At 40.5% G+C, this 23,248-nt stretch carries 19 protein-coding genes and 3 tRNA genes; 16 read left to right on the forward strand and 6 right to left on the reverse strand.

Features of this window, described 5'->3' with window-relative positions:
• Positions 1–116: 116 nt before the first annotated feature.
• Positions 117–1,553 (reverse strand): type I glutamate--ammonia ligase, encoded by a 1,437-nt coding sequence (glnA, locus tag BFS05_RS04725; protein ID WP_103084846.1) that lies wholly within the window; start codon positions 1,551–1,553, stop codon positions 117–119.
• Positions 1,554–1,817: 264 nt separating this feature from the next.
• Here glnA and BFS05_RS04730 point away from each other — a divergent pair, with 264 nt between their 5' ends.
• The 11 genes from BFS05_RS04730 (at position 1,818) to BFS05_RS04780 (ending at position 14,744) form a co-directional block, all read left to right on the forward strand.
• Positions 1,818–3,698, forward strand: coding sequence for an AI-2E family transporter (locus tag BFS05_RS04730; RefSeq protein WP_103084847.1), 1,881 nt, complete (start codon positions 1,818–1,820; stop codon positions 3,696–3,698).
• Positions 3,695–4,921 carry a glycosyltransferase family 2 protein gene (locus BFS05_RS04735; RefSeq protein WP_103084848.1) on the forward strand — a complete coding sequence of 409 codons (1,227 nt, stop codon included), beginning with the start codon at positions 3,695–3,697 and terminating at the stop codon, positions 4,919–4,921. Before BFS05_RS04730 ends, BFS05_RS04735 begins: the two co-directional genes overlap by 4 nt.
• Before the next feature lie 119 nt (positions 4,922–5,040).
• Positions 5,041–5,907 carry an ABC transporter ATP-binding protein gene (locus tag BFS05_RS04740; RefSeq protein WP_103084849.1) on the forward strand — a complete coding sequence of 289 codons (867 nt, stop codon included), beginning with the start codon at positions 5,041–5,043 and terminating at the stop codon, positions 5,905–5,907.
• 15 nt (positions 5,908–5,922) lie between these two features.
• The gene (locus BFS05_RS04745; protein ID WP_180978608.1) at positions 5,923–7,575 is read left to right on the forward strand and encodes a hypothetical protein; all 1,653 of its coding nucleotides are present in this window, start codon (positions 5,923–5,925) and stop codon (positions 7,573–7,575) included.
• 306 nt (positions 7,576–7,881) lie between these two features.
• The gene (ettA, locus tag BFS05_RS04750) at positions 7,882–9,558 is read left to right on the forward strand and encodes an energy-dependent translational throttle protein EttA (RefSeq protein ID WP_103084850.1); all 1,677 of its coding nucleotides are present in this window, start codon (positions 7,882–7,884) and stop codon (positions 9,556–9,558) included.
• A 164-nt stretch (positions 9,559–9,722) separates the two neighbouring features.
• Positions 9,723–10,730 carry a lipid II:glycine glycyltransferase FemX gene (locus tag BFS05_RS04755; RefSeq protein WP_103084851.1) on the forward strand — a complete coding sequence of 336 codons (1,008 nt, stop codon included), beginning with the start codon at positions 9,723–9,725 and terminating at the stop codon, positions 10,728–10,730.
• A 125-nt stretch (positions 10,731–10,855) separates the two neighbouring features.
• Entirely contained in the window at positions 10,856–12,691 is a 1,836-nt protein-coding gene (locus BFS05_RS04760) for a DEAD/DEAH box helicase (RefSeq protein ID WP_103084852.1), read from the forward strand.
• Positions 12,692–13,106: 415 nt separating this feature from the next.
• Positions 13,107–13,178 (forward strand) — tRNA-Glu (locus tag BFS05_RS04765).
• 146 nt (positions 13,179–13,324) lie between these two features.
• Complete coding sequence (locus BFS05_RS04770) at positions 13,325–14,362, forward strand: DUF4190 domain-containing protein (protein ID WP_103084853.1); 1,038 nt, start codon at positions 13,325–13,327, stop codon at positions 14,360–14,362.
• A 193-nt stretch (positions 14,363–14,555) separates the two neighbouring features.
• Positions 14,556–14,629, forward strand: a tRNA-Asp gene (locus BFS05_RS04775).
• Between the two features lie 42 nt (positions 14,630–14,671).
• Positions 14,672–14,744, forward strand: a tRNA-Phe gene (locus BFS05_RS04780).
• Positions 14,745–14,803: 59 nt separating this feature from the next.
• Here BFS05_RS04780 and galE read toward each other — a convergent pair.
• The gene (gene galE / locus BFS05_RS04785) at positions 14,804–15,814 is read right to left on the reverse strand and encodes a UDP-glucose 4-epimerase GalE (RefSeq protein ID WP_103084854.1); all 1,011 of its coding nucleotides are present in this window, start codon (positions 15,812–15,814) and stop codon (positions 14,804–14,806) included.
• Positions 15,815–16,001: 187 nt separating this feature from the next.
• Between galE and trmB the strand changes: the two genes are divergently transcribed.
• Positions 16,002–16,874 carry a tRNA (guanosine(46)-N7)-methyltransferase TrmB gene (gene trmB / locus BFS05_RS04790; RefSeq protein ID WP_103084855.1) on the forward strand — a complete coding sequence of 291 codons (873 nt, stop codon included), beginning with the start codon at positions 16,002–16,004 and terminating at the stop codon, positions 16,872–16,874.
• A 78-nt stretch (positions 16,875–16,952) separates the two neighbouring features.
• Positions 16,953–17,537, forward strand: coding sequence for a 16S rRNA (guanine(966)-N(2))-methyltransferase RsmD (gene rsmD / locus BFS05_RS04795; protein WP_103084856.1), 585 nt, complete (start codon positions 16,953–16,955; stop codon positions 17,535–17,537).
• Between the two features lie 18 nt (positions 17,538–17,555).
• Here rsmD and trmD read toward each other — a convergent pair whose 3' ends face one another.
• From trmD to rpsP, 4 genes are read right to left on the reverse strand one after another with little or no spacing between them, the layout of a single operon-like run.
• A complete protein-coding gene (gene trmD / locus BFS05_RS04800) occupies positions 17,556–18,410 on the reverse strand; it encodes a tRNA (guanosine(37)-N1)-methyltransferase TrmD (protein WP_103084857.1) in 855 nt (284 codons plus the stop codon).
• Between the two features lie 11 nt (positions 18,411–18,421).
• Positions 18,422–19,018, reverse strand: coding sequence for a ribosome maturation factor RimM (rimM, locus tag BFS05_RS04805; RefSeq protein ID WP_180978609.1), 597 nt, complete (start codon positions 19,016–19,018; stop codon positions 18,422–18,424).
• 27 nt (positions 19,019–19,045) lie between these two features.
• On the reverse strand, positions 19,046–19,279 hold the full coding sequence (locus BFS05_RS04810; protein ID WP_103084858.1) for an RNA-binding protein: 234 nt from the start codon (positions 19,277–19,279) through the stop codon (positions 19,046–19,048).
• A gap of 2 nt (positions 19,280–19,281) precedes the next feature.
• Positions 19,282–19,740, reverse strand: coding sequence for a 30S ribosomal protein S16 (rpsP, locus tag BFS05_RS04815; protein ID WP_103084859.1), 459 nt, complete (start codon positions 19,738–19,740; stop codon positions 19,282–19,284).
• A gap of 337 nt (positions 19,741–20,077) precedes the next feature.
• On the opposite strand from rpsP, the gene BFS05_RS04820 reads away from it, so the two are divergent.
• From BFS05_RS04820 to BFS05_RS04830, 3 genes are all read left to right on the forward strand, one after another.
• Positions 20,078–21,421 carry a nicotinate phosphoribosyltransferase gene (locus BFS05_RS04820; protein ID WP_103084860.1) on the forward strand — a complete coding sequence of 448 codons (1,344 nt, stop codon included), beginning with the start codon at positions 20,078–20,080 and terminating at the stop codon, positions 21,419–21,421.
• A 191-nt stretch (positions 21,422–21,612) separates the two neighbouring features.
• Entirely contained in the window at positions 21,613–21,999 is a 387-nt protein-coding gene (locus BFS05_RS04825) for a DUF3039 domain-containing protein (RefSeq protein ID WP_103084861.1), read from the forward strand.
• A gap of 244 nt (positions 22,000–22,243) precedes the next feature.
• Positions 22,244–23,248, forward strand: a complete 1,005-nt coding sequence (locus tag BFS05_RS04830; protein ID WP_103084862.1) for an endonuclease/exonuclease/phosphatase family protein — start codon at positions 22,244–22,246, stop codon at positions 23,246–23,248.

Consider the following 23,248-nt stretch of genomic DNA (forward strand, 5'->3'; position numbering starts at 1 on the left):
GATATTAAATAGCAAAATATTAAGTATCTAAATATTAAATAGCAAAATATTAAGGGGTTTGTGAATTGCTTTTGTAGCAGTCCGCAAACCCCTTACTAATAATTAATGCTTAAAAATCAGATATGGAAGTAAAGCTCATACTCTAATGGAGTTGGAGCCAAGCGAGCCATATCCATTTCGCCATGCTTCAAATCAAGCCAAGTATCAATCAAATCGCTTGTGAAAACGTCTCCTTGCATAAGGAAGTCGTGATCTTCTTCCAAAGCCTGCAAAGCTTCGCCAAGCGAAGAAGGAACCTGCTTAATGCCCTCGTGCTCCTCTGGAGGAAGCTCATACAAATCCTTGTCAACAGGAGCTGGAGGCTCAATATGGTTCATAATGCCATCCAAGCCTGCCATAAGCTGAGCAGAGAACGCCAAGAATGGGTTGCAAGAAGGATCCGGTGCGCGGAACTCAATGCGCTTAGCTGCAGGAGCATCACCAGCAAGAGGAATACGAATAGCTGCAGAACGGTTACGAGCAGAGTAAACCAAGTTGACTGGAGCTTCGTAGCCTGGAACCAAGCGGTGGTAAGAGTTAAGCGAAGGATTCGTAAATGCAAGCACAGAAGAAGCGTGCTTAATCAAACCGCCAATGTACCAACGTGCAATATCAGAAAGCTGAGCGTAACCAGTTTCTGCATAGAACAGTGGCTTGCCATCTTTCCAAAGAGACTGATGGCAGTGCATGCCGGTGCCGTTATCTCCAGCAATTGGCTTTGGCATAAATGTTGCAGCCTTACCAGCTAAAGCAGCAGTTTCATGAACCACATACTTGTACTTCATCAAATCGTCGCCAGCGTGAACAAGCGTATTGTAACGGTAGTTGATTTCCTGCTGACCTGCACCGCCAACTTCGTGGTGAGAACGCTCAAGAATCAAGCCAACCTTTTGCAAATTGTAAACCATGTCATCGCGCAAATCCTGATTGTGATCTACTGGTGGCACAGGGAAGTAGCCGTGCTTTACGCGATTCTTGAAACCAATATTGTTGCTGCCGTCATCTTCAGTGTCGATTCCAGAATTCCAAGGAGCTTCGTTAGAATCAACCTCATAGAATGAGCGCTGCATATCGTTAGCAAAACGCACCTTATCAAAAATGAAGAACTCAGCTTCTGGGGCAAAACTTGCTGTATCTGCAATGCCAGTGGACTTCAAATAAGACTCTGCTTTAATAGCAACCTGACGAGGATCCCTAGAATATGGCTCATCTGTTACAGGGTCAACAATAGAGAAAGCAACGTTTAAAGTCTTATGCTTACGGAATGGATCAATATAAGCAGTATCAACATCTGGGATAAGCTTCATATCTGATTCGTTAATAGCCTGGAAGCCTTGCATAGAAGAACCATCGAATGCCATTCCATCAGTGAAAGCGCTGTGTAAGAACTCTTCAGCTGGAACAGTGAAATGCTGTTGAACGCCAATCAAATCGGTAAATCGTACGGATACGTATTCAATGCCTTCCTTTTCAATAAGGGCTGCGGCATCTTCTTTCGTTTGCAAAGTGGTCATGGAGACACATTCCTTTCTTAAAACTCAGTAGATAGTTTAGATGCGCATATGCTGTTTTGGATTTCAACAACTCTACTATCACGTTACTTTTGTGTTTCGTGTTCCTGAAAATTTATTTAGTTGTAATTTATTTGCTGTTGTTTTTGCTGTTGTTTTTGCTGTTATATTAGCGATTTGCTTTGGTGATTTGTTTTTGCGATTTGCATTTGCAATAATTCATTTATAAGTTAGGTCAAAATAGCAGTTTACATTACAATAGAGCCTATGAGTAATCCCAAATATTACGCCGAAGATACTGTCAGTGACCGTGAAGAAAAAAATTCAAGCAGTGACAAGATAGATTTAGCATCTTTATTCCCGGTTAAAGGTGATGATAGACGACCGCCTGACTGGCTTGGCCGCGCATTGCTATACGTGGTTATGATGGCTTTTATCGCTATTTTTCTGTGGTTTGCGTGGGAAAAAATATCTTTCGTAGTATTCGACGTAATAGTTTCGATGTTTATTGCGCTCGCAATGGAACCGCTTGTAGTGCGATTAATAAAACATGGATGGCGTAGGGGTGTTGCTTCCGGAGTAACTTTATTTGGACTTATAGTATCTGTAGGTCTTATGCTCGGACTTTTTGGGAATATGTTCGTGCAGCAGGCTATTTCTATGATTACTGGTTTGCCTAAACTTTATGAACAGTTCTCGAAATTAGTGCAACATACTGCTCACGTAAAACTACCTAATATTGAGCAATTAGTAATAGAAATTTTGAAAAATATACAGACTTCTTGGGTAGTTGATTTTGGAGGTTTTGCTCTTAATACAACTTGGGGATTGTTCTCTGGATTACTTGATTTGCTTACTATCCTTATGGTTACGTATTACATTTCTGCTGCTGGTCCAAGAATGCGTCGTAGTTTCTGCAGGTGGTTAAATCCTAAATCACAGCGTCGTTTTGTGTTTATATGGTCTGTAGTGCAAGAGCAAATTTCAAGTTTTCTTTTTTCAAGAATTATTCTTGCCGTAATTAATGCTGTTGGAACTGCAATATTCCTTATTTGCATGCACGTGCCTTATTGGTTGCCTCTTTCGTTATTCTGCGGAATTGTTTCTCAATTTGTGCCAACTGTTGGTACGTATTTAGGCGGAGCTTTGCCTATTATATTCGCTTGGAGCTCAAATGGATTTGGCACTGCATTAGCTACTTTAGCTTTTGTTACGATTTACCAGCAGATTGAAAATATGGTTATTTCTCCTAAGATTTCAGAAAAAACTATGGATTTGAATCCGGCTATTGCGTTTCTTTCTGTATTGATTTTAGGAGCAGTATTTGGAGCTTTAGGAGCTTTTTTGGCTTTGCCTGTTACAGCAAGTCTTCAAGCCATTTTTAAAGTGTATACAAAGAGTTATGACTTAATTGATTCTCCTTTGATGGAAGATCCTAAGCCAGATCATAAGTCAATTATGGTTGCTGGAGCTGAAGCGATTGACAATAGCATAGTTCGTCCTGTTCGAGATAGCGTTGTGCGAGTTCTTAAAGGAAGTAGTTCTCGCGTAACTATGAATGATGAAGTGCTTTATTGGTACAAACAAGCTTATGAATTCAATAAAAATGATTCGCTCGATAGCGATTCACTTAAGGATAATTCGCTTAAAGTTAATTCGTATGAAGTTAATTCGTATGAAGATAGCAAAGATAATTCTCGCGTTGTATGTAATTCTCGCGTTGTAAATAATTCTCGCGAAAATCCTACTGATAACAAAGAAAATCCTACTAATAGAAGTAGTGAAAGTAGCGAAAATAATAAAAGTAGCGAAAATAGTAAAACTACTGAAAATAGCGTTAATAGCGTTAATAGCGTTAATAATTCCAATATTGAAGAACTTTCAACTATGGTTATATCGCGTGAAATGCTTAATGCTGTAAATAAAGAAGTGAAATTAAATAAGAAAAATCTAAATTCATCTAATATAAATCGTGAATATAAAAACTCAAATAAAACAAGCTCGCGTGCGTCTGTCAGGAATGTTGATAGAATTTCATCAGATGAAACAAAAGAAGATTTTACAAAAAAGACTTCTGAAAAAGCAATAAAGCGTACAAAACGTAAAAGTAACACACGTAACAATCCGCGGAGCGGGTGGAAGAAATGACACTATTATATGTTTTTGACATACTCGTTATAATCATTGGCGTAACGAATGTACTTTATCAAGCCGTATGCGCTGTAGCGTCACTTATAGCTAAGCCAATTGAGTTTCCAGATGCTCCTATGGATAAGCATTATGCTGTATTAATATCTGCTCGTAACGAGGAAGCTGTAATTGGAAATCTTATAAATTCGATTAAAGAACAAACGTACAATCAAGATTTTATAGATATTTGGCTTGTAGCGGATAATTGCACAGATAAAACTGCTCAAGTTGGCCGTGACGCTGGTTGCAATGTATTAGAGCGTTTCGATAAAAAGAATATAGGAAAAGGATATGCTTTAAGTTTCCTTCTTGATCACATCATGGAAAAAGGGAAGGATAAAATATACGACGCTTACTTCGTTTTTGACGCGGATAATCGTCTTGATAAGCATTATTTCGAAGAGATGAATAAAGGATTCCACGCAGGCTTCCAGATACTTACAAGTTATCGTAATTCCGTTAATTTATCTGATAATTGGGTATCGTCTGGATCTGCTTTATGGTTTATACGCGAATCGCGATTTACAAATAACTCGAGGATGCTTTTTGGATCTAGCTGCCACGTTGGAGGAACTGGATTCATGTTCTCTCGCGAAATAATGCATAGGAATCGCGGTTGGAAGTTCCATCTTTTAACAGAAGATCTCGAATTTACTATGGATTCGATTTTGCACGGAGATCGCGTGGGGTATTGTGGTTCGGCTGTGCTTTACGACGAGCAGCCTGTGTCATTCAGCCAAAGCTGGAGGCAACGTTTACGCTGGAGTAAAGGCTTTTTGCAAGTATTCCGTTATTACGGTTCTGCTTTGATTAAGCATGGTATTCAGGAGCGTGATTTTTCATCGGTTGATTTTTCTCTAGTTCTCTGCCCATTTATGGTTCTTGCGATTATTCGACTTATTTTAGGATTTATATTTGCTATGTTCGGATTCGTGACTTGGGCAAGCCAGATTGAAGCTGCAAGTAACTTCATTATTACAACAATAAGCAGTGTTATTGGAATGATGATCTTTGTTTCTCTGACAATGATTGTTGAGCACCGCAAACTTGGTGCTACTGGCAAAGAGCTATTCGCATATGCGCTTAGTTTCCCAATCTTTATGCTTTCGTATGTTCCTATTTCCTTCCAAGCAGTATTTTCAAAGAGCGAGTGGAAGCCAATTCACCATACTGGGCACTGATTCGCAATGTTTGTGCAAAAAATTTGCATATGATAAGATAATATAGATTTTTTCATAAGCGCGCGCTTGTGCATAATGTGGCGTAATGCGTGCGCTTATCTGTATGTTGTGAGGTTTCTATGGTAGATTCTGTTCCAGTTTTTGGCGCAAACACTTATTCGAGCGATGCGAGTGATAGCAACGAAGAAGTTCCAGCTGTTTCTATTCGCGGATTTGTTAAGACTTTTGGTAAAAAAGTTGCTGTAGATAATCTTTCCTTAGATATTCCAGCAGGCTCTTTCTATGGCTTGGTTGGTCCGAACGGTGCCGGCAAAACTACTACGATTAAGATGCTTACTGGCTTGCTTATGCCGGATTCCGGCTCTGCTTCGATTTTTGGCAACGACGTTTGGAGCGATGTGAATAGCGCAAAACGCGCAATCGGTTTAATGCCTCAAGCAGATGAGATTTTCAGGACTATCACCGGTCTTCAGCTTTTAACTTATGCTGGCATGCTTCGCGAGATGAGCCGCGCTGAGGCTGTTCGTCGTGCAAACGACTTGCTTTCTGCATTCGACTTAACAGAAGCCGCAAACACTATGGTTTCGGACTATTCAACTGGTATGACTAAGAAGATTTGCCTTGCAACAGCTATGATTCACAGTCCTCGCGTGCTTGTGTTGGACGAGCCTTTTGAGGCAGTGGACCCTGTTTCTAGCGCAAATTTGAAGGATATTCTCGCCGAGTATGTTTCTACTGGCGGAACGGTGATTATTTCTTCGCACGTTATGGAATTGGTTGAAAAAATGTGCTCGCACGTGGCAATTATTAACGAAGGTCATGTTGCAGCTTCTGGCACTCTTGAAGAGGTGGCTCAAGGCAAAGATCTTGAAGATCGCTTTATGGAGCTTGTTGGCGGACGTCACGCGGCTGCGCGCATTGATTGGCTTAACGGCGGCAAGTCTGATAACGCTCCTAGCACCGATTCCACCAATTTCAACGCTTAAAAAAGGAGAGCCATAATGTCTATGATTTTTACAATGGTTCGCCTTCGCTGGGCGCTTACTTTTTCTGTTATGCGAAAGTCAATGTGGCAAAAAATTGGCTTTGGTATAGTCATTGTTTTTGGGCTTGCGATTATATGCGCTCTTGGTTTTGCTGGTTTTCAAGCGGGAAAGTATCTTGATCCAGGGATGCTTCCAGATACTAAAAATTGGCAGGAATTCCAAGCTCTTCCAATAACGGTTGCGTCAGCTGCGTCAATTTTTACGCTGTTTATAAACCTGTTTATGTTTGGCAGCGACACAACACTAAAATCGCGCAGTTTTGCGCTTTACGGCATTCCTTACGTAAAGCAGCAAGCTGGTATGCTTCTTGGCTCTCTTTTTGGAGCGCTTTCTATAAGCAGCACAATCGCGCTTGCTTTATGGTCTTTAGCGTACCGAAACTTTGGAATTGTGCCGGTTTTAGTAAGTGCAATTGCGGCTCCGCTTTACGTTGTAACAATCGTGTCTTTAAGTAAAATGCTTATTGAACTTTTGGATACTATTTTAATAAACAAGCATTCGAGAAACATTTTTTACGTTGTTATTTTTATAGCGTACATGATTTTTGTTGCATCAATGAACGGGCATGGTAGTTCACCAAATGAAATTGTGATCAGCTCAAGTTTCTGCGCTGTATCTGCTTTTACACCATTAAGTGCAGCTATGGCTTTGCCTCTTGATGCTATTAATGGCAATTGGCTTGCGCTTGTTATTCGCTTCCTTATTTGCGTTGTAACGATTGCCGTTTGCTTTGCAATCTCCGTGTTTTGCGCAAAATTAGAGCCGAAGTTGCTTCGTGGTGAGCAAAAAACAGTTGTTAAAACTAAGGGAATTGGCTTGTTTGCAGCAGTTCCAGACAACACAGTCGGTGCGATTATTGCACGAATTGTTAGCGTTATGAGAAGAGATATGCGCCAGCTATTTTTGCTTATTATGCCTCTTTTTATGCTGGTAGTTCCAACTGCAAGTGTTACTGGTTCCGTAGGCTTTAAGGGTTTGGCAGATGGTTTAGGCGTATCTGGCTGGCTTATGTATGCTGCTTTGATGATTGGCATGGTTGTTGGAAACAATATTGCTTACGATGGCACAGCTTTTACTATGCACGCGATTATTGGCGTAAAAGGCATTCGCGATCGCTTAGCGCACGCAATAGTTTGGTCCTTGATTTGCGCTGTGTATTTTGCTCTTCTTGGAGTAGGATTTTATGTTTTCCTTTTCCTCGTAGCAAATATTCAACAAAGTGTAAGTTCGGTTATGTTACAGACTCTTTTGCCAATTGGCGTAGCTTTTGCTTCCATAGGTATTGGCTCAGTTTCTTCGTGCATTGCAATGTACCCTGTGGCATCAATTGAAAAGCCATTTTCTAGGCCGCAAGGTTCCGCAGGTGCTAGATCTCTTGCACCAATAGGTTTTACGCTTCTTGCTGCAGTATGCATGATTCCGTCTATTGCTGCAGCTATTGCGTTTGTGGCTATTAACATGAATCTTTTGTGGATTGCAAGCATTCTGTCTGTAATAAACGGTGCAATTGTGCTGGTTGTTGGCGTAATTCTTGGCGGCAAAGTAATGGATAAGCGCATGATTCGCATTGTAGAAAACTTGCGCAGATTCTCGTCGATTACTGCGTAAATACCTATTACTGGCTCCTGCTTGTATACAGTAGATATTTTTGAATGCTAATGTATCGATAGCATGAGATAATAACCAACGGTACTTTTGCTGCTTTTGCTTGCGATTTACTTTATTTTTGCGTAATCTGCTCGTAATTTGTAGTGTTTGCTAGCTTGATATTTGCCAGCTTGACTTTTTCTGGCTTGGATTTTGTATCATTATGCAATCAAACACTTGCAAAGTTAATGCGCTAAATTCAGGTTACGCTTTCGTCTATGCATGCAGCACGCTGGAATCCCAACGTTTTAAGGATGGTATATTACTTTGGCTGAGTTTATCTATCAGATGATTAAAGCGCGTAAGTCTTACGGCGATCGCGTAATTCTTGATGATGTTACATTAAGTTTCCTTCCAGGAGCGAAAATCGGCGTGGTTGGACCTAATGGCATGGGTAAATCTACGCTGCTTAAAATTATGGCCGGTTTGGAAAACGTTTCTAACGGTGAAGCTTCTATCACTCCAGGTTACACTGTTGGAATTTTGCAACAGGAGCCACCACTGGATGAAACTAAAACAGTTGGCGAAAACATTAAAATGGCGTTTGGTGAGATTGCGCAAAAAGTAGCGCGTTTTAACCAAATCGGCGAAGAAATGGCCAATCCTGATGCTGATTTCGATGCTTTGATGGAAGAAATGGGTAAGCTTCAGACTGATATTGATGCTGCAAACGGTTGGGATTTGGATTCTCAGCTTGAGCAGGCAATGGATGCTTTGCAATGCCCAGATCCTGATTCTCCTGTATCCGTGTGCTCTGGTGGCGAAAGACGTCGAGTGGCGTTGTGCAAGCTTCTTCTTGAAGCTCCAGATTTGCTGCTGCTTGACGAGCCTACAAACCACTTGGATGCAGAGTCTATTCTTTGGCTTGAACAGTTCTTGCACAAGTATGAAGGCGCTGTTATTGCAGTTACGCACGATCGCTACTTTATGGATAACGTAGCAGAGTGGATTTGTGAAGTTGATCGCGGCCAGCTTTATCCATACAAGGGTAATTACACTACTTATTTGGAAACTAAAGCCAAGCGTATGGAAATCCAGGGTGCTAAGGATGCCAAGCTTGCTAAGCGTTTGAAGAACGAGCTTGATTGGGTACGTAGCTCGCCGAAGGCTCGTCAGGCTAAGAACAAGGCTCGTTTGGAACGCTACGATCAGATGGAGCAAGAGGCACGTAATTCCAAGAAGCTTGACTTCTCTGAAATTCAAATTCCAGCAGGTCCACGTTTGGGCTCGCAAGTTTTGGAAGCAAAGCATATTCACAAGGCTTTTGGCGACCGCGTGCTTATCGACGACTTGTCGTTTACTTTGCCTCGTAACGGTATTGTTGGCGTGATTGGTCCAAACGGCGTTGGTAAGTCTACGCTTTTCAAGACGATTGTAGGCTTGGAGCCTCTTTCTGGCGGAGAGCTTATTGTTGGCGATACTGTGAAGATTTCTTACGTGGATCAGAATCGTGCAGGATTGGATCCTAATAAAAACTTGTGGGAAGCTGTTTCCGGCGGACTTGATTTTATTGAGGTTGCAGGCGTTGAAATTCCTACTCGCGCATATGTTGCAAGCTTTGGTTTTAAGGGTTCGGATCAGCAGAAGCTTACTGGCGTGCTTTCCGGCGGTGAACGTAACCGTTTGAACTTGGCTTTGACTCTTAAGCAGGGTGGAAACTTGCTTCTCCTCGATGAGCCTACTAACGATTTGGATGTTGAAACCTTGGAAAGCTTGGAAAATGCTTTACTTGATTTCCCAGGCTGCGCTGTTGTGGTTTCTCACGATCGCTGGTTCCTTGATCGCGTTGCAACGCATATTCTTGCGTGGGAAGGCGACGACGAGAATCCTGCAAAATGGTACTGGTTCGAAGGTAACTTCCAAGCTTACGAAGAAAATAAGATCGCTCGCTTGGGTGAGGAAGCTGCTCGTCCGCATCGCTTGCATAGGAAGCTTACGCGCTAAATTTAACTTAGTGTACGGTTAACTTAGTGTACGGTTAACTTAGTTAGATTGTTAGCTTAAAAATATAATCTTGCGCTAAGCTGTGTGAGGATAATTCGCATCGCTTAGCGCTTAATCAATTCGATGCGCGGTAAAATCACGTATTGAGCTTAAAAGGAGTACAAATGCCGATACTTGATAAAAATGATTCTGCTAAGGTTCAAGAATATGAGGATTTTATAAAGAATTCTCCATATTCTAACGCAATGCAAGATATGAGCTGGGCAAAAGTTAAAAATAACTGGATTAATGAATACGTCTATCTTGAAGAAAATGACAAAATCAGCGCTGCAATGTCTGTTTTAGGAATTAAAGCAATAGACGATAAAATGTTCCTTTACGCTCCTCGTGGGCCAGTTTGTGATTTTTACGATATCGAAACCACTAAAAAGCTGATTGATGAAGCTAAACCGCTTTTTGAAAAGTACAATGCGTTTTTGCTTAGAATGGATCCTTGCGTTCAAAACGATCAAGATCTTGTGAAAAAGTACAGGGATCAAGGTTTTACTTTTAGAAGCGACGGTGAAGATATTCATTCGTTCTCAAATCCTCGTTATGAGATTATGCTGACTGTTGAAGGAAAGTCTGAAGAAGATTTGATGGCTGGCTTTAGTTCAATGACAAGAAGGCATATTAGAACCGCCATTAAAGCAGGTGTTTCTACACGATGGAGTAGAAGCCAAGAGGATTTAGATACTTTTTATTCTCTTACTGAAATTATGGCAAATAGGCATGGTATTACGTATAGGCCTAAGGAATATTTTGAGCGCTTGCTGGCTGCTTTCCCACAAATTGAGATTTGCACTTGCGAGTACGAAGGGGAGCCTATTGCAAGCATGATTGCTTTTCCGTATAAAGACACTTTGTGGTACATTTACGGAGCAACTCAGACTATGCGTGGAAAGATTAGCCCAGGATATATTTGCATTTGGGATTTGATTCAGCGCGCTAAAAAGCTTAATTTAAAGAAATTTAATATGGGTGGCGTTTATTCGTTAAGCGTTGACGATGGTCTTTACTTCTTTAAGTATGGATTCTGCAAGGCAGATGAACCATGTTTATGGATTGGCGATTTAGACGTTGTGATTGACGATGACGCTTATTCCAAGTTTATTAATAGAAATAAAAAGTAATTTATGCTAGGCTCAGTTAGTTCACGATTTTGTAATAATTACGTGCATCACTGTTAAATAAGATAGAAATATAAATAAAAATAAAATAAATAAATATAAATAAAAGTAAGATATGAAAGGCTATTGTGCCACACACTCACTATAACGCGCATGCCATGCATCGCAGTGCTAAAAAAACTAAAAATGCTGCAAATAATAAAAACAGCATGAATAATAAAAGCAGCATGAATAATAAAACAAATAACGCTAATAAAAATAGTAGCGTTAAAAATAGTGATACAAAATTAAGTAACTCTTACAATTCTCGTTCAACTAGTAATTCTAATGAGCAGCGTAAGTCGAAAAGAGTCTCTAAAAAACGCAATCCTTTTGAATACCAGCCAAGTCATAAGAATCACGGTTCTAATCACGGTTCCAATAGCGAGTTCAGTCATGGCTCCAATCACGAGTTTAATTCGCGCAGAGAGCGCAATCGCAAGGCGGATAAAGCTCGTCAAAAGTCTCGCGAGAAGGCTTTGCAATACGAAGAAATGGCTATTCGCGACGCACAGCAAGATTTCGCTGAAAAATATGACAGTTCTTCAGCTAAGCAAAATTCAATAGTAATACCTGATTCTGCAATCGAATCTCGTGAAAACTATTCTGAAAATGTCACTTTTTCGCAACTTGGCGTTCCAAATCCTATTGTGGAAGTATTGCGTGCAGATGGCAAAACTACGGCTTTCCCAATTCAGCAAGCCACGTTACCGGATTCCCTAAAAGGCGCGAATATTCTAGGACGCGGTCGTACAGGAAGTGGTAAAACATTAGCATTTTCTATTCCACTTGTTGCGCGTTTAGCTGAGAATTTTGTTGATCTAATCAATTCTGGTAAAAAGCATAAATCGCGCGAATCCAATGATATTCCTGCACCTCGTGCAATGATTCTGGCTCCAACTCGTGAGCTTGTCCATCAAATTGATGACGTAATCGCTCCACTTGCTGCAGCCTATGGCATGAAAACAGTAACTGTTTATGGTGGCGTGCGATATCAACGTCAAATATCCCAACTTAAGCAAGGTGCACAGATTGTTCTCGCCTGTCCAGGTCGTTTGGAAGATTTAATACGACAAGGTGCGCTTACGCTTGAAAAAGTAATGGTTAGCGTGCTCGACGAAGCAGACGAAATGGCAGATATGGGATTCTTACCAGCTGTAACAAGACTTTTAGAGCAAGTTAAACCAGATGGCCAGCGCATGCTGTTTTCTGCAACTCTCGATAAGCAAGTTAGCGCAATAGTTAATCAATTCTTGCCAAATGCTGTTATTCATGCTGTGGATGATGCTGATAGTCAAGTAGACACTATGACGCATCATATTTTCGCTGTGTCTGCAGGAGACAAGTACGAAGTTCTACGAAAGCTAGCATCAGGCAAAAAGCGTTCTATATTCTTCACTCGCACTAAATATCAGGCGAAGAATATGGCGAAAAAGTTTGTACAGGAAGGTATTCCTGCAGTTGATTTGCAAGGTAATCTTTCCCAAAGTCAGCGCGATCGCCATTTGGAAGTGTTTTCTGAAGGCTTAGTGCGCGTGCTCGTCGCTACAGATGTTGCTGCGCGAGGTATAGATATTAGCGACGTTGCATTAGTTGTGCAAACTGAGCCTCCTGAGGATCCTAAATCCTTCTTGCATCGTTCTGGTCGTACCGCTCGCGCAGGTGAAGAAGGCGACGTAGTAACTCTTGTGCTTCCTAATCAAAAGCGCGCTGCTCATATGATGCTTCGCAGAGCTGGAATTCACGCAAAGGCCGAGGATGTGAATTCGGGTTCTATGATTATTGATGAACTTGTTGGCGATTATGCTGAGCTGCAAGAAGGTTGGACTATGCCGGAACCTGAGCAGCATAAGCGGAAAGGTCGCGGAAGAAGTCGTGGAAGATGGAGTAGGAGGAGTCGAGGCAAAGCCGTCGACAAGCACTGATTGTTATCTCTGCTATTCCTGTTCTTGGTTTTGTGGACTTATTGGGCGTGTTGGTAAACAAAATCGGGGAAGTGTTCTTGGTTTTGTTTACTTAGGTACCAGATAAGTACACAAAGTTGGGGGAAGCGCGCTTGCTGGAAAGTCCACTGGACTTTCCACGTTGTGCAAGCGCTCTCGCATCGGTTTGCTTGAAGCGGAAGCCTTTTTGGTCTGTGGATTACGCTTCTTTAGGGTAGTAAAGAAAGCGTAATCGGGCGCGCTGACGCTGAAAGCGCACTGTGCTTTCAGCATTGAGTCAGCGCTCTCGCATCGGTTTGCTTTTTCACGCTACGCTTTGAGTGAAAAAGCAAGACGATGCGACACGCCGGTTTGCTCTTGCGCAATCAAAGTGTTAATATCATATGGTTTGGTTAAAGCCCCCTTCGTCTAACGGTTAGGACACCAGACTTTCAATCTGACAACAAGAGTTCGACTCTCTTAGGGGGTACAAATTCTACGCCGCTCGTTTTGGGCGGCGTTTTTTTTTATTTTCTATCTGTTATTTAAAACTAGTCATCTGGCCTTAGTCGGGCATACTATACATATCTACAATCGGAATTAGAATGTTACAGAAAGGTTTGTAAGGAGGCTTCGATGGCTGCAGATAATAATCAATATGGAAGTTCTAATAGTAACGAACAGTATCAAAATTATCAAAACTCTAATTATAATCAGGTAAATCAGAATAATCAGAATAATCAGTTTAGTCAGCAGCAATATTCGCAGTCTCAATATTCACAATCTCAATACTCGCAGCCTCAGAATACACGTTCTCAGAGCGCACAGCAGCAAAACGCGCAGTCTCAATATTCACAGTCTCAATACTCGCAGCCTCAGCAAAGCAATAATTATTACGCTCAGAATACTCAGCAATACGGTAATCCATCTCAACAGTATGGCGCTCAAAATACACAATATGGCAATCAAGGCAATCAAGGTATGCCATATGGGCGCCCGTATCAACAGTACGGCAATCCGAATATGCAATATGCGCGTCCACCTTACGGAATGAATGGTAGGAATGGCGCTTATCGACCGGGCAATCCGTATCGCCGTCGCGGTAGCCTTCAAGACGAGAAATATAGAAGATTCTGGAATACTCCTTCATATGCGCTTCCGAAATTTAAATATGATGATCCTGAAGCGGATAAAAATCTCAACAATGACGATGATTCTGTGAATATGTTCGCTTTCTGGAGCATTATCCTAGCGTTCTTTATTCCTCTTGTAGGTTTTATTTTAGGTATTATTGGATTAGTTCAGATTTCTAAAAACCACGAACGCGGTAAAGGTAGAGCCATTGCTGCAATTATCGTCAGCATTGTAATGTCATTTGTGTATGTTTTTGGCATTTTGTTCTTCGTAAACACTATTAATTCGAAAATAGATGATTCGATAAATAGTACATATAATTATTCGCGTTCATACGACGATAATTCCTATAATTCTGATAACGACGATAATTCGTACAATTCAGATAACGATGACAATTCGTATAACTCTGATAACGACGATAATTCGTACAATTCGGATAATGACGATAATTCCTATAATTCGGATAACGATGACAATTCGTACAATTCAGATAATTCGTATGACGATAATTCGTACAATTCGGATAATGGTGACTAATTTTATAAATCTGTCGGTGTTTCGCAGAATTGGATTTGTGATTTTAGGTTAGAAGTTGGCTTAATTATGCCGATTTTCAACACGCCGGAAATCCCTTAGTTATCAAGGCAACACGCCGATTGTTATTTTATAACTTGCATTTAAGGCTATTTCCTGTAAGATAGTGACTCGGCCGTTCAAGAGAACGTGCCACGGCCCCGTAGCTCAGTTGGTTAGAGCGCCGCCCTGTCACGGCGGAGGTCACCGGTTCAAGTCCGGCCGGGGTCGCGATGGTGGAAGCCCGGTTAGTCCGGGTTTTTTATTCATCTTGGCTCTGTAGCTCAGTTGGTAGAGCGAACGACTGAAAATCGTTAGGTCAGCGGATCGATCCCGCTCGGAGCCACAAGTAAATAAACAAAAAACGCGCGGCAGTTTTTGTCGCGCGTTTCTTTATTTCATAAGCTAGTCAGATTGCTTCCAAGATTCAACATCAATATGATGTTTTGGATTTGCTTGCCAAGCTTTCCATGCTGATTCAACAATATCCTTAACATTGTATTGTGCATGCCAGCCCATTTCCTCATTAATACGAGTTGGATTGCCAATTAATTGAGGAGGATCTCCAGCGCGGCGAGGTAATACAGCTTCTTTGAACGGTATCTTTGTGACGCGTCGAACTTCTTCAACGATTTCCCTAACTGACGTACCAGTGCCAGTTCCAACGTTAAAAGCGTCATACTTACGCTCGTCGCGATCCAAATAGTTCAAAGCTGCAATATGCGCGTCAGCCAAATCTGAGACGTGAATATAATCGCGAATGCAAGTTCCGTCTGGAGTTGGGTAGTCGTCGCCGAAAATAGCAGGTGCTTTGCCGCGCTGCAAGCGTTCTAAGAGCATAGGAATAAGATTTAGTACAGCAGGGTCTTCTAACTCAACTGGACCGCATCCAGCCACGTTAAAGTAGCGCAATGCGCAGAAGCGAATCCCATAAGGCTTTTCGCAAGCGCGAGCCATCCATTCTCCAATAAGTTTGGTCTGGCCGTATGGGTTGATAGGAAGCATAGGAGAAACATCTTCAGGCACCACTTCTACTGGTGGTTCTCCGTAAGTTGCTGCAGAAGATGAAAATACGAGCTTCCTAGCTTCGCTATGGCGCATTCCTTCAAGAACATTAAGCATTCCGTTAAGATTTTGCTCATAGTACCAAAGTGGCTTTTCCATTGATTCGCCAACTTGTTTCCTAGCGGCAAAATGTATAACTGCATCTACATGCTCATTTTTCATAATTTCTGCAAGACGTTCGCTTGCACCTGGAGCTGCAATGTCCATTCCGTAAAGACGAGCGCCTTCAATACGCGTTGGTTTGCCATAGCTTAAATCGTCAACGACGACGACTTCTTGCTTGGCTTGATGAAGTGCGTGTACGACATGTGCGCCGATGTATCCGCATCCTCCTGTAACGAGAACAGTCATGATAGACCTTTCTAGCATTGATCGATAGAAATTAATTGGAACAAAAAATGTTCGTTTTTGCTCACATATGTTATGTTTTGCTCTTTTAGTATACATCATAAAGGCAAAATATTTTACATATTTCACAATCTACAATAAAATACAAAAATGGCCAGTCTAAGTCGCATGAATACGTGTTGGGATAATTATGAATAACGAAAATACACAATCTGAAAATAATAGCATGATAGCTAAGGCTCGTGCCGTTTTATCTTTTGTTAGACGATCAGCTAGATTGGATTCTCGTTTACAGCGCGCTAAAGATGCGTATTCTTCCAAGTATTTATTGCAAGTTACATCTTCAGAAGGATCATTGCGCTTAAGCGATGATATTCGTGTTAATACTGAGTGGATTTCTAGAAATTGGGGGAATACAAATCCTCTTATTGTAGAAATTGGATCAGGCCAAGGCGAAAATATAGTTGCGGCTGCTGCTAAAAATCCTGATATAAATTTTTTGGCTTTAGAAGTTTATGATCCAGGTGTAGCGCATACTATGCTTCTTGCTTCTAAATGCGTTAATGCAGATTGCGATTCTTCTGAATCTGAACAAGACTCAGATAAAGGCTTGAAAAATCTGAGAATTGCTCAAGTTAATGCCCCAGATTTTCTTAAAGCTTGCGATTCTAATGTACTTCGCGAAGTTTGGACTTTCTTCCCAGATCCTTGGCCAAAAATGCGCCATCATAAGCGTCGCATTGTGCAATCGGAGCTAGCTAAAGATATTCATAATGCTTTAGTAGAAGGCGGATTGTGGAGAATTGCAACAGACATAGAAGATTATGCTTTACATGTGCATGAAGTAATGGATAATCGTTCAGATTTTAAAAATATAGGAAATACTTCTGTTAGCTTACCAATTGAACACGTTGGAAAAGGCAATGCTGAGGATGCTAATTTGCTTCCGCATGCTGATTTTTGCGAGTCAAATAGATTTGATGGTCGTGTTCTTACGAATTTTGAGCGCAAAGGATTGGAAGCTGGGCGTAAGATTCACGATATTACGTACATGAGTATTTAATTTGAGTACATGAGTATTTAATTTGCGTTAGTCGCGTTAATTTACGTTAATAAAAGATACAAGAAGTAAGATATATATATGCGCGTTATTTCTGGACGATTCAAATCAATTCCGTTAACATCTGCTAAGTCGTGTACTAGGCCTACAACAGATCGCACGAAAGAGGCTATATTTTCACGTCTTGATTCATGGGATGTAATTGAAAACTCTAGAGTTCTTGATTTGTTTGCAGGAACTGGCGCTTTAGGTATTGAAGCGTTATCTCGCGGAGCTAAAGAATTAGTAGCTGTTGAAGCGAATTCCCAAGCTGCCGCTCTTATTGGTCATACTGCTAAAGTTTTGCAAAAATCTTCGTCTTGGGATAATTCACTTTCTATGCTGGTTAGTCGTAAGCGTGCTGAACAATTCGTTAATGACTATGCCGGCGATGCTTTTCATCTTATATTTATAGATCCGCCGTATGCTTATGAAACAAGCGATTGTGAGTTACTTTTGCAGCAAATAATTGGCAATAAACTTGCTAGCGCGGAAGCTGATACGCTGATAGTTTTAGAACGTAGCGCAAGAAGTAGTATTCCGAATATTCCTGACGGATGGGAGCTTTTTGACAATCGCCATTATGGTGAAACGGCTGTTATGTTTATACAGTCTAAAAGATCCTAAAACTATATTTTAAGCGGATTAATTTTGCGTATCGCTTAACTTTCGCGGATTATTACCTGAAACTTCCCAACCGAGATTAATAAGCGTTTTCCTGTCTGCTTTATCTAATGCATGACAATCTAGTTTTTCAATTAAATCCGGACGAATCTCGCTAGTGCGTTCTAAAGCTTCATCTCTGCGAAAACGATCGACTTTAGCGTGATTTCCAGAGGTTAATACTTCCGGAACACTAATACCTCTCCAAGTAGTTGGGCGAGTGTATTGGCGATGCTCTAAAAGAGCTTCAGAGCCTGTATAAGACTCTTCTATGATTGATTCAGGATTTCCCATGAATCCAGGCATTAAGCGCGTAATAGCCTCTACCATTACGCTTACAGCAACTTCTCCGCCGTTAAGTACGTAATCTCCAATAGAGTATTCGCGAACGTCTATTCCTTTAGATCTGTAATAATCTGGGATTCGTGAGTCGTAGCCTTCATATCTGCCGCATCCAAAAATAAGATGATTCGCGCGGCTTAGCTCAGTTGCGTCACTCTGGTTAAAAAGTTGCGCAGAAGGGTTTGGGAATATCAATATAGGGTGATTATTTTCTTTGCAAGACTCGTTATTGTAGTCTGAAGATTTAATTTCGTCGTCTGAAGAATTAAAACCTAATAATTCGTCTAAACATTCAGCCCATACTTCTGGCTTCATTACCATTCCAGCTCCGCCGCCAACTGGAGTATCATCAACCGATTGATGAACATCGTGCGTCCATTTGCGTAAATTATGTGCTTGTATATTCAGCAAACCCTTGTCTTGTGCTTTTCCGAGCAAGCTTAAATCAAGCATATTGAAATATTCAGGGAATACAGAAATAATATCGATGTTCATAATAGTGCACTTCACTGCGAAAGTCCGGGAATTAAGCCATTCGGGGGATTAATAGTCAAATATCCATTTGCAATATTGACTTCTGGGACCAGTGCTTCAACAAAAGGAACTAATGCGGTTTTATTATCTTCATCTAAAGGATTCGCAAGACGAATTTTTAATAAAGATTGCGCTCCATCTAGCACGTCAACAACTTTTCCAATAACTTGTGATGGTAATCCTAACTGATTATCTTGGCATAAACGCGCTTCAAGTCCAACTAAATCCTTTATATACCATGCATTTTCGGATGCGAGCTTTTCTTTATCTTCTGCAGGAATATATAACTCTAATCCGTTAAGATCTTCAGCGTCATTTCTATTAAGTGATTCTTCAAATAATAGAATCCACTTGTTTTTGAAAGTTCTAGCATTTTTGATTACAAATTCTTGTAATCCGTCAGAAGAGTACAGATGCGTACCAATTTTAAAGCGCTCATAAGGCTCATCTGTGAATACTTGTATTGTTACTTCGCCTTTAAGGCCTTGAGCTTTACCGATACGACAAACCCTCAGCAGGTCATTTTGACTTTGCTGAGGGTTGCCATAAGCGTGTTGGTTTTGTGCCACGTTCAATCTCACTTACGTATGATTAAATCACTTACGCACATCCATAATGTCCACTCGAACGTTGTGATCGCTTAATGCTTGAACAACTGTACGAATGGCATTAGCGGTACGTCCGCCTCGGCCAATTACACGGCCAATGTCTTCTGGGTTCACGCGAACTCGCAATAATTCTCCGCGAGAGTTTTCAAGTGAACGTACAGACACATCGTCAGGGAAGTCCACGATGTTTTTAATGAGATGTTCGACAGCTTGAGCCAACATAATTACTCAGCCTTTTCCTCAGTTTCGGCTTCTGCTGGGGCTTCTTCAGCCTCATTTGCAGCAGCTTCTGCGGCAGCTTGTGCTTTTGCTGCTGCTTCAGACTTCTTAGCCTTCAACTTCTGCGCTTCAGCTTCAACAGCTTCAACGCGGGCCTGTGCGTCTGGGCCGGCTTCAGAAGTCTTCAATGTGCCTTCTGCTCCGTCAAGACCCTTGAACTTCTGCCAGTCACCGGTGATCTTCAAAAGCTTCAATACTGGTTCGCTTGGCTGTGCGCCAACGCCAAGCCAGTACTGTGCGCGCTCAGAATCAATCTGAATCAATGATGGCTGCTTGTTTGGATCGTAAACGCCAATCTCTTCGATGGACTTGCCGTTACGCTTATTGCGTGAATCGGAAATCACAATACGGTAGTAGGCGTAGAACTTCTTACCCAGTCGCTTAAGACGAATCTTGGTTGCCAAGATGGCTCTCCTTGTATCTAGAGTCGTGAAAAATCGTTTGGGTGTGGGGCACTCCTTGCGAGAATTCACTATGTTCCTCACGCAGTTGTGAAGAGGGCTACAACATACGCAAATAACTTTTCTATTATGCCTATCGGCTTGGACGATTACTTATATTTTTTGCTTATATCCCAAAGAAATAGAGAGATAAATAATCAAAATAAGTGATACATGTGCATAGGCATAGAGATATGATATTTTCAATAGTACATGACGTGCCTATTCGTTATACAAGGTGCTAGCAATGTTTGTATTGCGCTGTTGTTAACGATTCGTTCGTTTTTTTGAAAGGAACATTATGACTGAGTTCTCATCGGCACTTATGACAGACATGTATGAATATACGATGCTTGATGCTGCATTGCACGATGGAAGTGCTAATAGAAAATGTGTGTTTGAGATTTTTACTAGGCATCTTCCTGAAGGAAGACGATATGGTGTAATTGCTGGAACTGGTCGCATTCTTGAGCAACTGAAGAATTTCCGTCTTAGAGATGAAGATTTAAAATTCCTTTCAGATCGTCATATTGTAAGTAAAGAAACGATTTCTTGGCTTGAAAATTACAAATTTAAAGGCAATATTTTAGGGTATCGCGAAGGCGAAATGTTCTTCCCGAATTCACCAATTTTGCAAGTAGAAGGCACTTTTGGTGAATGCACTTTATTAGAAACATTGCTTCTTTCTATTTTAAATTACGATTGCGCCGTAGCTTCTGCAGCAGCTCGTATGGTTTCTGTTTCTGCCGGAAGACCTTGCATGGATATGGGTGGCAGACGCACTAATGAGTTTTCAGCTGTTGCAGCATCGCGAGCTGCTATTATTGGCGGATTTAAAGGAACTGCAAACTTGTTAGCAGCGCAACTTTACAATCTGAAAGCTATTGGTACAGCTGCGCATTGCTTTACTCTTGTACACGATAGTGAGCGTGATGCTTTTAAGTCGCAAATTGCAAGTCTTGGCAAGGGTACTACTTTGCTTGTTGATACGTATAACGTTGAGGAAGCTGTAAAAACTGCTGTAGAAGTTGCAGGCCCAGATTTAGGAGGAGTACGTATTGATTCTGGCGATTTGTGCGTAATGGCTAAACGTGTTCGTGAGCAATTGGATTCTCTTGGAGCAACGAATACAAAAATTACTGTTACAAATGATTTGGATGAATACGCTTTGGCTTCATTGCAAAATGCTCCTGTTGACTCTTATGGAATTGGAACAATGCTTGTAACTGGTTCTGGAGCTCCAACTTGCGCTATGGTTTATAAGTTAACTGAACGAGAAGGTTCAGATGGAGTTATGCATCCTGTTGCCAAAAAGTCTAAGAATAAGGCGACTGTTCCAGGTAGAAAGCTTGCTTATAGGTCATATGATTTTTCAACTTCGAATGATGGTGTTGCTGATTGCGAACATATTATTTCTGGATCTGAAGAAGCACTTGCAGGTTTTAAGCCTAAAGATAATTGGGAAAATCTGCTTGTGGATTATATGACTAATGGCGAGGCGGATACACAGTATATGGGCCATGATGCGATTATGAATGCTCAAAAATATTGTGCTACTGCCTTAAATCGTTTGCCTATAGCTGCTCAAAGTTTAATGCGAGGAGATCCTGCTATTCCTACTGAAATTGATGTTCTTGACGAATAGTCTCAAGATAAAACGAATAAAATAACACGAATAAAATAATGAGTGTGAAAATATCATAAAATAATAGGAATATAGGATATAGAAGAAATATAGGATATAAAAAATAAATAAAAGTAATTTTGGCAATTAGTTTGGCAAATATTTTGGCAATAATTTGGCAAATTTGTCGATGATTTTGTAAAGGGGATAGTATGAATATCGCTACTAGCTTATGCGATCTAGCATCGTTTAGCGAGGCTAAAGCATTAGATGTGAATTCAAAAAATTTGAATGCAAATATATTTGATTCAGCGGATTCACAATCTGCTCCAGATTCTGGTTCTAGCACTGGTACTGCAATACTTGAGCGTCCGGAAACAGAAGAAGATGCGCGTTTAGACGATGGTGGAGATTCTGATCGTTTTGCTCATTACGTTGACAAAATGCAAGTTCAAAAATCAATGCTTACAGGTCGACCAGTAGTAGCCTTATGCGGAAAAGTATGGATTCCTAAACAAAATCCTGACAATTATCCAGTATGCCCTGAATGTCAAAAAATTTACGATCAATTAGGGAAAATGGGATCATTCGGAATGTGAACAAGTCATAAAGCCATAAATAAATAAATAAGAGTACTCTTTAAGATTTTGAGATTTTGAGATTTTGAGATTTTTAAGGTCTAAATAATTTTAAGATTTTATAAAGAGTACTCCTATTGGCTTTGTGGGATTATAAGATTTCGTAATATTTTATTAAGATTTATAAGACTTTATTAGAATTTATAAGACTTTTGTTATATAGAACTCAATAACAATCGAATAATATGTTCAGGAGTAACATAATATGGACGTACACTTCGTGTCATCCTTAGTAGTATGGATTATCGTCGCAATATTAGCAATATGGCAATTGTTGAGATGGATTCCTGCAGGAGTAGATAAATATAAGCCGCTTCCGTACATAATAGGATTGTTACCGTTTGCGTATATGCCGATACTTGTTATTGCGTTAGTTTCTGCGTTGCTTTCGATGAGAGAAGCGTTTTTTGCAAGTATAGTCGTTTTACTTATTTCTTTTAGCTCTAATATTCCTTATGCATTTTCTGGGATTAAAAGAATATTTACAGTTAATCGTGAAGCTAAATCTAATGCAAATATACGCGTTATGACTTTAAATTGCCGTTATGGTCATGCAAACGCAGAACAAATCATAGATATTGCGAAAAAATACAATGTTGACACTCTTTTATTGCAAGAAGTAAGTGAAACCTTAGTAAAAAAATTATTTGATTGTGACATTGATAAGCTTTTTACAACTCATCAAATAGGAGAAAAAAGCGCTAACGATAACGGCGGATTTAATGCGATTTTTACAAAACGCTCTGCTCAAAAATCTTTAGGTAAGTCCATAAAATTTAACGCGGCAAATATCCCTTTAATAACAACAAAAATAGATAATATTACTGTTAATTTTGCTTCGGCTCACACAAAATCTCCGATGAGAGGATGCGCAGCGTGGAGCGAAGGAATACTAAGTCTTTCTAATATTTGCGAAATAGAAAAAGACGAAAATAGTAAGATTCTTACTGTTATTGCTGGAGATTTTAATTCAATTTTCGATCATCCAAGCTTTAGGAAATTATTAAAATCAGGATTGCGCGATACTGCAATAGAACTTGGAATGCGTCTTCGTACGTGGCCTGCTTGGTTGAGATGGCCTAATATAACTCTTGATCATGTGCTTTTTAAATCAAATAATTGTTTTGCTAAGCCACAATTTCATAAGTCGATTGTTATTGATGGTACAGATCATTTAGCTTATATTACTTATATTCGGTTAAGCGATTAG

The organism is Gardnerella coleohominis (assembly GCF_002896555.1).
GTDB classification, from domain to species: domain Bacteria; phylum Actinomycetota; class Actinomycetes; order Actinomycetales; family Bifidobacteriaceae; genus Bifidobacterium; species Bifidobacterium vaginale_F.